The following is a 14,527-nucleotide window of genomic DNA, read 5'->3' on the forward strand; positions in this document are numbered from 1 at the left end:
TAAAGAATGAACGCTGAATTCATATATCAAAAATTACTCGAAAACTTGCGTAGCAGGTTGGGGCGTGGTCCTGTTGAGCTTGCCGGTCTAGCTATGGGGGGTGCATGGATTGCCGAGCGTTTAGCGCAAGATTTAGATCTGCCTCACTTCGGTGTAATTAATGTAGCCTTTCACCGAGATGATTATGCAGAAAAGGGTATGACAGCTTTGAGGACGTCGAGCACTATGCCTACTCGGCTACCTTTTGAGGTGAATGGCGCAAATATTATCTTGATTGATGATGTTCTGCTCACTGGTAGAACTGTGCGAGCGGCTCTCAATGAGCTATTTGATTTTGGCCGCCCTGCACAAGTGGAGTTAATGGTCTTGGCTGATCGAGGTAAGCGTGAATTACCAATCTCCGCAAATTTTATAGGTGAAATGATTGAAGTGCCCGATCAAAAAATCTTAGTTTTGGAAAAAGATGCGGCTGGCAAGTTCAGCTTTCTGCTTGAGGAGCGCGAATAGTGAACTTAGTGAATCAATTTAATTCGGATGGTGAATTAACCCATCTTCTGACCTTAGAGGGTCTACCTAAAGAGCAAATTCTGCATATTTTGGATACTGCCAAACAGTTTGTCAGCGTTACCGATCCAGCGAGAGAGGTGAAAAAGGTTCCTTTATTGCGCGGCAAGAGTGTATTCAATCTCTTTTTTGAAAATTCAACCCGCACCCGAACCACTTTTGAGATTGCTGCAAAGCGCTTGTCTGCTGATGTTATTAATTTAGATATCTCGACCTCTTCAACCGCTAAGGGTGAGAGTCTTTTAGATACGATTGATAACTTGGTAGCGATGCAGGCAGATATCTTTGTAGTGCGACACAGCGTTTCTAAGGCGCCAATTGAAATTGCAAACCATGTGCCGCCGCATGTGCACGTTGTCAACGCGGGCGATGGCAGCAATCAGCATCCAACCCAAGGCTTATTAGATATGTATACGATGCGTCACTTTAAGCAGAACTTTAAAGGTTTGAAGGTTGCTATAGTTGGCGACATCGTTCATAGTCGTGTTGCTAAATCCAATATTCATGCATTAACCACGCTTGGTTGCGAGGATATCCGTGCGATTGGTCCAGAGAGTCTATTGCCAAGTGATATAGATATGCTGGGAGTCAAGGTCTTTCATAGTATGGAAGAAGGGCTTAAGGATGTAGATGTCGTGATGACTCTGCGTATTCAGAAAGAACGCATGGAAGCTGGTCAGGTTCCGGAGGGCGATGCATTTTTCAAACAATACGGCTTAAATCCTGCGCGCCTAGCCTTAGCAAAATCAGACGCCATCGTGATGCATCCTGGACCAATGAATCGTGGTGTTGAAATTGATACTGTTGTGGCGGATGGCCCTCAATCCGTCATCTTAAATCAGGTGACTTTTGGCATTGCTGTACGCATGGCTGTGATGTCAATTGTTGCGGCTAATTAAGTTAGCGCGTGACAAACAATACGGTGGATCTGAGTACTATGCCTGCGAAAAAATCTTGGTTGATTTTGTCGCATGGTTTTAATATGGATGGCCGGGCTGCCAGCCAGACCATTACTGACAAAATCCCTTATCTCTTAGCTGAAGGCATTGAGCTAACTGTTTTTAGTGCGATTACCGGCATCAAGGATCAACGCTTTCCTCATCATCAGTTTTTGGCTTGGGGTCCAGCGGCCTTTCGATTTGATTTCCGTCACTGGATTGCCAATCAATATGGTCGCGGTTTTATTTATAAGTTGTTGACTAGAACAGTTTCAGTATCACTGGCTCCCTTTATTGGCCTCGAAAAACTCTGCTTAGGCTTTTCGAGTCAATGGTCTTGGGCCATGCCTGCATTTATGCATGGTCTGCGCCTAGTCAAGTCTGGCAAAGTGGATTTAGTTTTTAGTACTGGGGGCGCTTGGTCTGCGCACTTGGCTGGTCTTTGGTTAAAGAAGGTGACTGGTACAACTTGGATTGCTGAGATTCATGATCCCCTGGTGATCCGCAAAGACCCCAATGATCAAGGCTTTGAGAGACCTAAAAATCGCGATGCGCGGTTTAGACATTATTTGGAAAGTCAATTAGCAAAATATGCAGATGAGGTTTGGTGGTTTACTGAAGGCGCACTCCATTATGCAAAAGTACGTAACGCCAACTTAAATACGCCAAATAACGCTCACGGATTTATGGTCTTGCCGGGTGCTGAGCCGCCAGGTGGACTATCTGCTGCAACAACACATACTTACTCGGATAAGTTAAATCTTTGCCATTTTGGTTCTTTGGCTAATGATCGTTCTCTATCTACTATTTTGAATGCCTTAGTTCCTTTGATTCAAAAGTATCCAGAGGCAAGAGATTTGATCCGAGTACATGCTTACGGCGCCCCCTTAGACTCCTTAACTGTTGCTGCTATTCAGAGTTTAGGTTTGGACGATGTGTTGTTGGCTCATGGGCGACTTGAAAAAGATCTAGTCACGGGTAAGTCTGGACGTGAGCGCGTAGTGGAGAAGATGCAAGGGGCAGATATATTGATATTGCTTCATGGGAATGATGAGTGGTGTGCTGAATATATTCCCTCCAAGTTTTACGAATATCTATGGACTGGCCGCCCAATTTGGGGGGTTACACATCGCAATCCACAGCTCGATCAGATGCTGCAAGAGCGCGGCGCTTACCTTAGCTTAGAGGGCGATAAGGCTGGAATTGCTATGGCCTTGGAGAGAATTTGGTTAGACTGGCAGCAACACAGACTGATTGAGCCAAAATGGTTGCCCATGGGGGTTGATCAAGCTGTTCAGCAAATTCTTAGAGAAATTCATTGGAATTAATGGGAAGTCAATTGAGAGATCTGGTTCTTTACTGCAAGTCTTACCGCAATGACTTCTTGCGCCTGAAGAGATTGCTCTCATCAATAGAGCAATATAACCAAGATCAACTCCTTTTTTATATTTCTACCCCAAGGGCAGATCAAGAGGCGCTAGTTAGCATTCTTGGAAAGAGCGCCCCTTACATTTGGATCGCTGATGAAGATATTGTTACTGCCAATCCCAGGGTTGCATTTGAAAAGTATCAAGCCATGCCCGGTGGTTTATCTCAGGCCATTGTCAAGTCTGAGTTTTGGCGTTTAAAGCTGGCAGAAAATTACCTGTGTCTAGATTCAGATTGCGTATTTATTCGCCCATTTACTAAGTCTGACTTTATGTCAGAAGACGGCACCCCATTTACAGTGCTTCATCAAAATAAAGAATATTTTCAGCTTGCCAAAAATCGTGGTGAGGCGAAGGTAGAGCAGAACTTACGTGCAGAAGCGCAACGGGTACAGTTCCTATTTGGCCGCATTGGCCCAGAATTTTATTGCGCGCCGGCTCCTTTCATTTGGTCGGCAAAAGTATGGGAATCATTAGACCGGGAGTATTTGCAGTCCAAGGAGATGACTTTGTGGGATTTAGTGACGCCCAGCTATCCTGAAACTTTGATTTATGGCGAGACTCTATTAAAGTACCATGCCATTCCTTTGATTGCAATTGAGCCATTGTTTAGGGTTTATCACTATGATTGGCAGTACTTTATGCTGAAGCGCCTCGGTGAGACTGAAGATAACCTTAAATCGAATTATCTTGGCGTCATCTATCAATCCAATTGGGAGTCAGATCTGCATCATGGAGGTGCTCAGAAGTCATTGCCATCATGCTTATTAAAAAGTGTCAAAAGATCATTGCGTTATTTGCAAAGCTATCTCTAATGTCAGATATTCAAGTTTTAGTAATCTCATTAGCCGGGTCCGATGCTCGCCAGCAGCAGGTAAGGGCTGAGCTTGAGAAAACAAGCTTAAATTGGCGCTTTCTCGATGCGGTACGGGGATCTGCCTTCACCAGCATTCCAAAGGAATATAAGCCCGCTAAGGTAAAAAAATTACTGGGATTTGAATTAACGCCAAACGAGCTCGGCTGTTTTCTGTCACACAAAAAGTCGTGGCAAGAATGTGTTGATAAAAATATTCCCACCATCGTCTTTGAGGATGATTTTTGCTTGTTACCCCACTTTGAGAAGGTGATTGCCTTTTTAATGGATGACTGTAGCAATTGGAACGCGGTGAGATTGCAGGGCTTAAGTGAGGTCCCACAAGCAATAATTCAGACCAATGGCGATATCAGTTTAGTCAGAAACATCGGCGATGCAGTTGGAGCTACGGCATATTTACTAAAACCAGACGCTGCCAAAATATTACTTGAGGCCTCGAGTGATATTTATGAACCCCTAGATCATTTTCTAGAGCATTATCAAAAACACCATTTAGAATTTCTGGCAATCAGTCCTTACCCAGTTGGTATTACTGGTGTAAAGACTACGATTGCAGATCGCCCTGGAAGATTGCCCATTCGTGGCTGGGATAAGGCAAGGCGCTCTATTTCACGGACCCTTGATCGCTGGTTCTCTAGGAGCCCCTGGTTTCCAAGGTAATTTACTGAGTGTTACAAGTAAAGCTTTTTTTTCAGGTTCCGTAATTTACGTTCAAAGCGGTATTTTTGAATCATAGTGCGATCAATGGGTGAGATGCTAACGTCTACCAGATTTTTACCTTGAATAAAAACTTCATTAAATTTTCGCATGATTACTTTAGATGAAAAGTCTTGCGAGTAAGCATCCCAATTTTTTTCGTGCTGCACGTGACGACTAAAGTTTTGGAAAATATCTGCCAAATCTTTTTTGCCTTTATACAAAATACCCTTATCACCCAAAATTTCAATATGACTACGTTGAGGAGAGAGGGCGTAGGTAATCACAGGCTTGCCTTTAATGGAGAATTCTCCGCAGGCTAGGCCAAAACTTTCACCAATACCACGTGCATGTAACATGCCATCGCAAGTATTAATGAACTTCACTTTGTAGATCAGATCAGAATTTCCGGGCAGGAAAAGCATCCTCTCATGTTTGGCAAAAGGCTCCATATTCATGAATAAGAAGTACAAATCGGGGCGTTTTTCAACTGCGGCAATCACTTCTTTTTTCACGAAGTCGAGATTAAAGCTATCTGATCCGCCATACCAACCAAGAACAGTGACTCCTTCGGGGATGCCAAGTTCAGAGCGCAGATTCCCTTCATGATCTGGCAGCTCAATCATATGTGGCACAAAAGGAATTTTGGAGTTGGAATACTCCTTTGATAGCCATTGAGATACAAATGCATATTTATCACCATGGAACTCTTCAGGTTTAGTGGGAAATACTGCATGAATCAAAGTGAGGGAACTCTCGCAGATGGCATCATCGCGCTCACCCGACTTAATAAAGTAAGTCAAATCAATTTTTTCTTGCTCAATGAGGCGATTGAGTTCTAGTTGTCCTTCATAAGGGCATAACTTAAATTGTTTGGCAAACTTCTCGTGTACAGATTGAACTATTGGATTATTTTTGCGATAGAAGATAACGGATTGATTTCCTAATAGCTCTTGGTTATGGTGTGCGTAGTCATACAGGGCAATTTCTGTTCCACGTAGCGACAGGCCATTCGTATGAAAGCCAATCTTCATTTTTTAAGATCTAGCATCTTCTAGAACGCGTTTGACGAAATCCCTAAATGGCAAAATGCTTGGCGTCTCCAATAGTAGGGCTTGCGAGGCATAGTCCTCAAGCATCTGTGGCGAGTTGACTAACTCTCTGAGTGGAAAATAGTTGCACCATGCCATCGGCGCAAGATTAATAAATGCATTGGGATTGAAGTCTACTTTGACATTCTCATCGGTCCAGGTCATAGGTAGGCAATCAGCAAAGAAGGCTTCAGGAATTTTTTCAGTGTAATAGCCAGGGTGCATGCCATTTTCTGGGCAGAGATTAAATCCAAATTCTTGTAGTAACTCTTGTTTCAAAAAGCCACTTCGATGATGATTCTCAATATTTTTATTGAAGTGTGCTCCAAACCCAGTAACGGGCATTACTTTTTGCACTGCCTCAAAAAGTGTTTTACGAGGCTCGCGAATATGAGAACTTAAAAAAGCCGCTGCTTTCTTTTTCTGTAAAAAACGATTGCCCAGTGGCTGCATGAGGCGCTCTATTTTCATGAGCTGGCCATAACGGGGGTTGTGATTACCAGTTATTCCCTCATGCGACCAATCAATCATTTCCATCCAATAGGGAAGGCGGAAATGGTTTGCTTGGCTAACATTGAGGTCAAAGGAAATGCTGTAATCGGCCAGGATAGTGTCGTGTCGAAGATTCTCGGCGCTATGAAATAGCCGAAGGGGGGGTGAGGCTCTCAAGGGCATCAAGTTGAGGGCAGATTGAAGCGAAGGGCGTAGCGGTTTTGGGCACCATTTCAGCTTTTTAGTCTCTGGCTTAATAAATGGGCCTAGGATGAGTAAATCAGCGTGGCTGGACTTTACCCAATCGAGCTGGTATCCAAGGCTTTGGGCGATAATTGGCAACAAGCCATGCGAATAGTCGCTAGGGCTTCCGGCAGTAGAAATTCGTATACTTCTCATTCCTCAATACTAATTTATTTTTATGCCTGAGCAATTAGCCCCTTACTCGGTAGTAATAACCACCTTTGACAAGCGGTTTGAGCCTTTTTTAGTTCCCCTGCTTGCGCAAATTAAGGAGCAGCGCCCTCATATCGAAGTCATCGTTGTGATTAATGGACCAGCAAGAGGGGTATTTGATGAGGCTTACCGTGCAAATATTCTGTCTTACCTTGCGCGTTTCCCAAAAGTATTTCCAACGATGTTTCCGAGCTTTCAGTCCTTGGCTAAATTGTGGAATCGTGGCGCTTTAACGGCCAGTCATGATCATGCCTTAATTTTGAATGATGACCTCGAGCTGAAATCAGAAAATGGCACATGCTTTTTTGATCACCTAGAGGCAGCGATGGCAACTCATCCTGGCACTTTCAAAATTAATGGTAGCTTTTCTCATTTTACCCTCGATAAGCGTGAGCTCATCGAGGTAGGATTCTTTGATGAGCGCCTCTTGGGTCTTGGTGAGGAGGACGGTGATTTTTATTGGCGCTTTTATAAGAAATTTAAAAAAGAGATTGCCAGCGTTGATATGGGCTTAATTGATAACGTGCAGTCTGATTTAGCTGATGACGGTTACACCAAGGGAATCCGCACGGCTTCTAAATTCAATCGCGAATTTATTCAAAATGAAAAATATAAAACTACGCTAATTGGCGGTTATCGCGGTATGTTCGATAAGAAAGTGAACCAAGCTCTCGAAGACGAGAAGCAGTACCCTTATGAACTGTTTTACTTAGAAAATAAAAATAAACTTTAGCTGAACAAGCTGTAGCTTACACGTACTCAATTTTAATATAGCTATTAGGGCGTAAGAATGATTCTGGTGACTGGCGGTGCGGGTTTTATTGGCGGTAATTTTGTATTGGATTGGCTATCCAATACAAATGCTGAGGGCATTGTTAATCTTGATAAGTTGACCTATGCAGGTAATTTGGCGACTTTGAGCCCACTGGAAAAAGATCCTCGTCACCAGTTTGTTCATGGAGGTATTGGTGATAAAGAGCTAGTTGCTAAATTACTAAAAGAGTTTCAGCCGCGTGCCATCATCAACTTTGCTGCCGAAAGCCATGTAGATCGCTCAATTCATGGTCCTGCAGAGTTTGTGCAAACCAATATCGTGGGCACCTTTAATTTATTGGAGTGCGCCAGAGAGTATTGGAGCGGCTTGGATGAAGCCGCCAAGAATGCATTTCGTTTCCATCATGTATCTACAGATGAGGTTTATGGCTCATTGTCGGCAACTGATCCCGCTTTCACAGAAGCCAACCCTTATGAGCCTAACAGTCCTTACTCGGCTTCCAAGGCTGCGTCTGACCATTTGGTGCGCGCCTGGTTTCATACCTATGGATTCCCGGTAGTGACAACCAATTGTTCAAATAACTATGGCCCGTACCATTTTCCTGAGAAGTTAATTCCCTTAGTGATTTTGAATGCCCTTAATAGTAAGTCCCTACCAATCTATGGCGATGGTCAGCAGGTGAGGGATTGGCTTTATGTTGGCGATCATTGCTCTGCCATTCGTGAAGTATTGGCAAGTGGCAAATTAGGCGAAACCTATAACATTGGCGGCTGGAATGAAAAAGCCAATATTGACGTCGTAAAAACGATTTGTCGCATCTTGGATGAATTGAAGCCTCGCGATGATGGGAAGTCATATGCCGAGCAAATCACTTTTGTAAAGGATCGCCCTGGCCACGATCGCCGCTATGCAATAGATGCTAGTAAGGTTGAGCGTGAACTTGGCTGGCGTCCAGCCGAGACTTTTGATACGGGCATTCGTAAAACAGTGCAGTGGTATTTGGACAATCCTGTGTGGATAGAGGGCGTTGTTAGTGGCTCTTATCGCGACTGGTTGCTAAAGCAATATAACTAATTATAGTAAGCGTAAATGAATATCCTCGTATTTGGTAAAGATGGCCAATTAGGAAAAGCATTTCAAAAACTATTTGACTCAATGCACTCAACAGAAGTGCATATTCAATATGTAGGTCGCGAACAATGTGATTTGAGTAATTCTGCTGTCCTATTGGATTTTCTGCGGCAATCTAAACCAGATCTCATCATTAATGCCGCTGCCTATACGGCGGTAGATAAGGCTGAGACAGAAGTAGAAGTGGCCTTTGCTATTAACGCTAAAGCGCCCGAACTCATGGCTCTTTATGCGGCGGAGCATGGCGCCACTCTATTGCATTACTCAACAGATTATGTTTTTGATGGCAATAAAGAGGGGTTTTATGTTGAGGCTGATCCACGCAATCCATTGGGTATTTACGGCAAGACTAAGGCTGCTGGAGAAGAGGCGATAGAAAAAGTATTTTCTATCCCTAACCAAGGACAGTATGCGATTTTACGTACAAGCTGGGTCTACGGCGATGGCAGCAACTTTATACGAACCATTTTGCGTTTGGCAAAAGAGCGCGAAGAGTTGAAGGTCATTGCTGATCAATATGGAGTGCCAACCAGCGCAGAATGGTTAGCGCAAGTCAGTTTTAATTTAGCCTTAGATCAGCACTTTAATCTTAGAAAATTTTCTTCCGGTATTTATCATGCGGTACCTGCTGGTGAAACTACCTGGCATGGTTTAGCGAGACTGGCTGCTCAAGCTGCGATTGATGTAGGTATAGCTCTCATGGCAGGGTCTGAGGCGATCAGACCCATACCCGCAGTCGAATATCCACTTCCAGCCCCTAGACCCACAAATTCGCGGATGGATACGGCTAAATTGCGCAAAGCCATAGAAAGCATCGGCGATATGTCAAAATTGGAGCACTGTAAGCGTCTTTGGGGTGATGAGGTTCAGGCTTATGTTGCTCGGCTCGCCCAAGACGGACTCATTTAAAGGCTAAAGGTATGGCGGTGAATCGTAAAGGTATCATTTTGGCTGGTGGATCTGGAACGCGCTTGTACCCGGTTACACAGGCAGTTTCTAAGCAGTTAATGCCGGTCTACGATAAGCCAATGGTGTACTACCCATTGAGCACTTTAATGTTGGCTGGTATTCGTGACATCTTATTGATCTCCACTCCGCATGACACACCACGCTTTTCTGAACTTCTCGGCGATGGTTCGCAGTGGGGACTTAATATTCAGTATTGCGTGCAGCCATCTCCAGATGGGCTTGCTCAAGCATTTACTCTTGGCAAAAACTTTGTTGGCAATGATCCAAGTGCTTTAGTTCTTGGAGACAATATATTTTATGGCCATGAATTGGTTGATCAGCTGAATAGTGCAGACGATAGAGCGGTTGGAGCTACTGTATTTGCATATCACGTGAACGATCCTGAGCGTTATGGTGTTGTGGATTTTGATAAAGACTATAAGGCACTTTCAATCGAAGAGAAGCCTGAAAGCCCCAAAAGTAACTATGCCGTAACAGGCCTCTATTTTTATGACAATCAAGTTTGCGATATCGCCGCCTCTATCAAGCCCAGCGCTCGTGGCGAGTTAGAGATTACTGATATAAATCGTGTGTATCTTGATAACAATGAACTTAGTGTTGAAATTATGGGCCGTGGCTTTGCTTGGTTAGATACTGGTACCCACGACTCCTTGTTAGATGCTGCAGGCTTTATCGCTACCTTACAAAAGCGCCAAGGCTTAATGGTGGCTTGCCCAGAGGAGATAGCCTATCGTCAGGGTTGGATTAGTGCAGATGCAGTCCAAAAGGTTGCCGCTCAGCTGAGCAAAAATAGCTATGGTCAATACCTTCATAAGATTTTGAAGGAACTCAATAGTTCAGCTCAGTCGATTTCATTATCTGCAAAAAAGGTTGGTAAATGAGCGCGCCCTCTAAGGTGCAGGTTACCCCGACTGCAATTCATGATGTATTAGTCATTGAGCCAAAAGTATTTGGTGATGAGCGTGGTTGGTTTACGGAGTCCTTTAATGCCATTGATTTTGCAAATGCAACCGGCTTAGACCTTGAGTTTGTGCAGGACAACCACTCTTTTTCCCGTCAATGGACTTTGCGTGGTCTGCACTATCAGCTAGAACAAACGCAAGGTAAATTAGTTCGCGTCGTTGCTGGTAGCGTATTTGATGTCGTAGTGGATATCCGCAAGGATTCGCCAAGTTATGGCAAGTGGGTGGGGGTTGAGCTTAGCGCCCAAAACCATAAACAGTTATGGATTCCTCCAAAATTAGCCCATGGGTTTTTGGTGCTGTCAGAAACTGCCGAGTTTCTCTACAAGACAACTGACTACTATCACCCTCAAAGTGAAGCATGCTTGGCTTGGAATGATCCAATGATAGATATTCAGTGGCCCTTACCAGCAGGAATGTTGCCGAATATGAATGCCAAGGATGCCGCTGGCTTGCTTTGGGATGCCGCACCCAAGTTTTAAGCTTCTATGAGCAATCTGGCTGCTAGAAATCCTACCTCCGCCCCAAAAATTTTATTGGTCAAGCTCTCCTCGCTCGGAGATGTGTTGCATAACTTGCCGATCGTTTGGGATTTACGTTCGCGTTTTCCAGATGCACAAATTGATTGGGTAGTTGAGGAGGGCTATGTACATCTTCTTGAGCCACTCTTAAGTAAAGACGGATTTAAGGGAATTGATCACATCATTCCGTTTGGGTTACGTCGCTGGAAAAAGAATCTTTTTAAGCTTGCTACTTGGCAGCAATTTTTTGCTTTTAAGAAACAATTACAAGAGACTCAATATGACTACCTGATTGAAACTCAAGGCCTCTTAAAGTCGGCATTAGTTTGTGCTCTTGCTAATAAATCAAATCATGCGGTGGTGGCTGGGCTTGCTAATGCGACCCAATTTTCTGGATATGAACCGATTGCAAGACTGTTTTACAACCAGTGCGTTCATGTGCCAGTCGACTGCCACGCAGTCGATCGTTCTCGCTGGGTGATGTGCTCTGCGCTAGATTGGCCTTTAATAGAGCGCTCAAATACACCTTTGTTCTATTCAGAATCTTTTTCCCAAGCGCTTGTTAAAAAGAAAATAGCAGACATTAAAAAGCCTTATGTATTGTGTTTTCATTCAACCGCTAGAGAGGCTAAGCGTTGGTCCAATCAAGGCTGGGTTGCATTGGGGCAAGAGCTCGCAAGTCGCGGCTATCAAGTGGTTTTACCTTGGGGCAATCTTGCTGAGAGGGTCGTTAGCGATGAGATTGCCAGGCAAGTGCCTGGCTCGCTTGTACCCCCGGCGTTTTCTATTGAAGATGCTTTCTCAGTCATCTCTGGAGCTGCGCTAACTATAGGTGTTGATACTGGCCTCACGCATTTAGCTGCCGTATTGGGCAAACCTACCGTCGAAATTTATTGTGATTCTCCTCGCTGGAAGACCGAGGGCTATTGGGCAAAGAATATTTGCAACGTTGGAGATATTGGTAGTCCGCCAAGCACTCCAGAGGTAATTAACGCCTCTCTGAGTTTGCTGCCTTAAATTAGCGAAGTAAGGTATTGATAGAAATTAAATCTTCATCTGTCAATGCGGCAGCATGTGCCTTTAATTTGATTGCATTGAGGATAGTGTTATAGCGTGCTTGTTGAAGCTGTGAGCGAGTGGTAATTAAAGTATCGAGAGCAATTAACACATCAATGTTGATTAAGGTCCCTACTTGAAACCCGAGTTTGCTTGATTCCAGGGCAGAGTTTGATGAGCGTTCAGCAGCTTCGAAAGCTTTAACGCTTGCCAATCCACCATAAAAACCTGTGAATGCTGTTCTAGTGCTTTGTGCAGCAGTGCGACGTGCGTTGTCATAGTTTGCTTTAGCTTGATCTACTAATGCAGCATTTTGACGAATCACAGAACTATTAAATCCGCCTGATACCAAGGGGATTGTCATCTGCAGGGCAATCGTATTGTTATAGACGTTGGTATTCGATGGCGTGTAGCTATTGGGCGTCCCATTGGAAGTGTTATAGCCAGTGGTGCCTACAAAGTTCACTGAAGGATAATTTAGGGCTTGCGCAGATCGATAGGTACTTTCAGCAAGACTGACCGAGAGTTGATTCGCTAAGACATTAAAGTTTGCTGCTTCAGCTTGGTTGATCCAATCATCCATTGTTTGCCCTGGCGGCAGTTGAGGATTCACTGACTCGGCAATTGGGTTACCTTTACTGTCTTTGCTCTTGGAGCGTGGGTCCTTCAAAACTCCATCTATTTTTGCCTCCTTCACTAAGGGCTTAAGAGGCCCAACGGCATGCCCAACCAATTGTTCCAATACTCCACGCTTAACAATGAGATCAGCTTGTGCTGCAATTTCTTGTGAGTTGGCTAAATCAAGTGCAGCTTGCGCTGTATTGACATCGACTATGGTGGCAAGACCAGCATCAAATTTAGCTTGAGCAATATCGAGTTGCTGTTTGATCAAAGCTTTTTTATTGCGAAAGAGTTCAACGTTATCTTGACTGGTGAGCGCATCAAAGTAAGCCTGTGACACGCGAATAATCAGATCTTGTTGCGCCAGATAAAAACGCATATCTGCAATCTTGGTATTAAGGTCACCTTGTTTGAATGCTTCTAATGCAGCAACGTTGAATACTGGTTGCGTTAAGGTAACGGTATAACTTTTTTGGTCAAACACCCTTGAATTACCTGGAGCACTGGATACTACGGTGCTATTTGCTCCATGCTGGTAGTAGCGTGTGCCAGTGGGCGTTGCATTTGCCTGGGGCAATAAGAGGGATAGACCTTGCCAATATAACTCTTTGCTAGCTACATAATTAAAGCGAGCTGCGTTTAATACGGGGTCACTAAAAGCGGCCTCTTGGTATAGCTGTATCAAATCAAACAATTGACCTTGAGAATTGCCTGATTTGTTGCCTGTTACATTTGAGGGCGCCGCAGCAGAAGGGAGTGCAGCTTTTGCCGGCACCACGAACTGCGGGGGCCGCTCCAGACCTATCAGCGTCGAGGCGCTCATAGGGGTTGGTAAGGCCGGCCTCGCCGCATCATTTGGGCTTTGGGCAAAAGCATTCACTGGTAAGAAATGAAGGCCGAATGCCTGGCTCAGGATTAAACCAATAGTGCTTAACTGGGAGCGACGAAAACGGGCTTGGGTCATCTCATTCGGATACTTTTCAATGTGCCATGAAGTTTAAGGCTAATTCATTCAAAGTGCCTATTTAGCAACTATTTTGCCAAATTCTCTCTGAATTCTCGTAAGCCTATAAAATTTGCTCATGGATCTAATTTTGTTACTAAAAGCAGTCATTTTGGGAGTGGTAGAGGGCTTCACGGAGTTTTTGCCGATCTCTAGTACTGGGCATCTTATTTTGGTCGGTGATTTGCTCGATTTCAATGATGACCGTGGCAAGGCCTTTGAGGTCATTATTCAGTTCGGTGCAATTTTGGCGGTCTGCTGGGAGTTTCGTGAAAAACTTCTCAAAGTTGCACTCTCAATGACCAGTAGCGCTCACTCTCGCCGCTTTGTTCTAAATTTACTCATCGCATCCATTCCTGCCATGGGCTTGGCGTTCTTGTTTGGAAAATACATTAAAGCTATTCTCTTTGCGCCTATACCAGTAGCTAGCGCCTTCATTATTGGCGCCTTCGTTATCTTTTGGGCGGAGCGCCGTCAAGAAAAAATCACCACAGCGAAGCGTCAAATTCAATCAGTAGATGATCTGTCTCCCTTAGACGCGCTCAAGGTTGGATTGGCTCAATGTGCTGCTTTAATACCGGGGACCTCGCGTTCTGGAGCAACGATTATTGGCGGCATGTTGTTTGGTTTGCCACGTGCTGTAGCAACAGAATTTTCTTTTTTCTTGGCGATTCCAGTGATCGGTGGCGCAACCGCTTATGAATTATTAAAGCTTTGGAAGTCTCCAGTTGCATTTTCTGGAGAATTTGCACTCGCAACAGTCATCGGTTTTATTGCCGCTTTTATTTCTGCATTTATTTGTGTGCGCTGGTTAATTCATTATGTGGCACACCATAATTTCATCCCATTCGCTTGGTACCGCATTGCTTTCGGGCTTGTGGTATTCATTACCGCTTACAGCGGTTTGATTGCTTGGTCTCACTAACAATATTCATAATTAAAAGAATACGG

15 protein-coding genes are annotated in these 14,527 nt (G+C 44.3%); 12 read left to right on the plus strand and 3 right to left on the minus strand.

Annotated elements, in window-relative coordinates; all coding sequences use genetic code 11:
* Nucleotides 1–6 precede the first annotated feature (6 nt).
* From pyrR to C2740_RS01280, 5 genes are read left to right on the plus strand one after another with little or no spacing between them, the layout of a single operon-like run.
* Nucleotides 7–507, plus strand: a complete 501-nt coding sequence (pyrR, locus tag C2740_RS01260; RefSeq protein WP_215293605.1) for a bifunctional pyr operon transcriptional regulator/uracil phosphoribosyltransferase PyrR — start codon at nucleotides 7–9, stop codon at nucleotides 505–507.
* Nucleotides 507–1,463: an aspartate carbamoyltransferase catalytic subunit gene (locus C2740_RS01265; protein WP_251369658.1), complete on the plus strand. Its 957-nt coding sequence runs from the start codon at nucleotides 507–509 to the stop codon at nucleotides 1,461–1,463. The genes pyrR and C2740_RS01265 overlap by 1 nt, the downstream gene beginning before the upstream one ends.
* Before the next feature lie 38 nt (nucleotides 1,464–1,501).
* Nucleotides 1,502–2,830: a hypothetical protein gene (locus tag C2740_RS01270; protein ID WP_215293606.1), complete on the plus strand. Its 1,329-nt coding sequence runs from the start codon at nucleotides 1,502–1,504 to the stop codon at nucleotides 2,828–2,830.
* Between the two features lie 11 nt (nucleotides 2,831–2,841).
* On the plus strand, nucleotides 2,842–3,744 hold the full coding sequence (locus tag C2740_RS01275) for a DUF6492 family protein (RefSeq protein WP_251369659.1): 903 nt from the start codon (nucleotides 2,842–2,844) through the stop codon (nucleotides 3,742–3,744).
* Nucleotides 3,744–4,463 carry a glycosyltransferase family 25 protein gene (locus C2740_RS01280; protein ID WP_215293608.1) on the plus strand — a complete coding sequence of 240 codons (720 nt, stop codon included), beginning with the start codon at nucleotides 3,744–3,746 and terminating at the stop codon, nucleotides 4,461–4,463. Before C2740_RS01275 ends, C2740_RS01280 begins: the two co-directional genes overlap by 1 nt.
* A gap of 11 nt (nucleotides 4,464–4,474) precedes the next feature.
* Here the strand turns inward: C2740_RS01280 and C2740_RS01285 are convergent, their stop codons facing one another.
* Complete coding sequence (locus C2740_RS01285) at nucleotides 4,475–5,533, minus strand: hypothetical protein (protein ID WP_215293609.1); 1,059 nt, start codon at nucleotides 5,531–5,533, stop codon at nucleotides 4,475–4,477.
* Nucleotides 5,534–5,536: 3 nt separating this feature from the next.
* Entirely contained in the window at nucleotides 5,537–6,481 is a 945-nt protein-coding gene (locus C2740_RS01290) for a glycosyltransferase family 10 domain-containing protein (RefSeq protein WP_215293610.1), read from the minus strand.
* Nucleotides 6,482–6,503: 22 nt separating this feature from the next.
* Here C2740_RS01290 and C2740_RS01295 point away from each other — a divergent pair, with 22 nt between their 5' ends.
* Genes C2740_RS01295 through waaC form a run of 6 tightly spaced genes read left to right on the plus strand, consistent with a single transcriptional unit; the run spans nucleotide 6,504 to nucleotide 11,913 of the window.
* A complete protein-coding gene (locus tag C2740_RS01295) occupies nucleotides 6,504–7,271 on the plus strand; it encodes a glycosyltransferase family 2 protein (protein ID WP_215293611.1) in 768 nt (255 codons plus the stop codon).
* Between the two features lie 57 nt (nucleotides 7,272–7,328).
* Nucleotides 7,329–8,387: a dTDP-glucose 4,6-dehydratase gene (gene rfbB / locus C2740_RS01300; protein WP_215293612.1), complete on the plus strand. Its 1,059-nt coding sequence runs from the start codon at nucleotides 7,329–7,331 to the stop codon at nucleotides 8,385–8,387.
* A gap of 15 nt (nucleotides 8,388–8,402) precedes the next feature.
* Complete coding sequence (rfbD, locus tag C2740_RS01305; protein ID WP_215293613.1) at nucleotides 8,403–9,353, plus strand: dTDP-4-dehydrorhamnose reductase; 951 nt, start codon at nucleotides 8,403–8,405, stop codon at nucleotides 9,351–9,353.
* Nucleotides 9,354–9,370: 17 nt separating this feature from the next.
* On the plus strand, nucleotides 9,371–10,294 hold the full coding sequence (rfbA, locus tag C2740_RS01310) for a glucose-1-phosphate thymidylyltransferase RfbA (RefSeq protein WP_215294261.1): 924 nt from the start codon (nucleotides 9,371–9,373) through the stop codon (nucleotides 10,292–10,294).
* Nucleotides 10,291–10,857: a dTDP-4-dehydrorhamnose 3,5-epimerase gene (rfbC, locus tag C2740_RS01315; RefSeq protein WP_215293614.1), complete on the plus strand. Its 567-nt coding sequence runs from the start codon at nucleotides 10,291–10,293 to the stop codon at nucleotides 10,855–10,857. The genes rfbA and rfbC overlap by 4 nt, the downstream gene beginning before the upstream one ends.
* A gap of 6 nt (nucleotides 10,858–10,863) precedes the next feature.
* Nucleotides 10,864–11,913, plus strand: coding sequence for a lipopolysaccharide heptosyltransferase I (gene waaC, locus C2740_RS01320; protein ID WP_215293615.1), 1,050 nt, complete (start codon nucleotides 10,864–10,866; stop codon nucleotides 11,911–11,913).
* Between the two features lies 1 nt (nucleotide 11,914).
* Here waaC and C2740_RS01325 read toward each other — a convergent pair whose 3' ends face one another.
* Nucleotides 11,915–13,537 carry a TolC family protein gene (locus tag C2740_RS01325; RefSeq protein WP_215293616.1) on the minus strand — a complete coding sequence of 541 codons (1,623 nt, stop codon included), beginning with the start codon at nucleotides 13,535–13,537 and terminating at the stop codon, nucleotides 11,915–11,917.
* A 118-nt stretch (nucleotides 13,538–13,655) separates the two neighbouring features.
* Between C2740_RS01325 and C2740_RS01330 the strand changes: the two genes are divergently transcribed.
* Nucleotides 13,656–14,501 carry an undecaprenyl-diphosphate phosphatase gene (locus C2740_RS01330; RefSeq protein WP_215293617.1) on the plus strand — a complete coding sequence of 282 codons (846 nt, stop codon included), beginning with the start codon at nucleotides 13,656–13,658 and terminating at the stop codon, nucleotides 14,499–14,501.
* Nucleotides 14,502–14,527: the final 26 nt, after the last annotated feature.

Source organism: Polynucleobacter sp. MG-5-Ahmo-C2 (assembly GCF_018687735.1).
Lineage (GTDB): Bacteria > Pseudomonadota > Gammaproteobacteria > Burkholderiales > Burkholderiaceae > Polynucleobacter.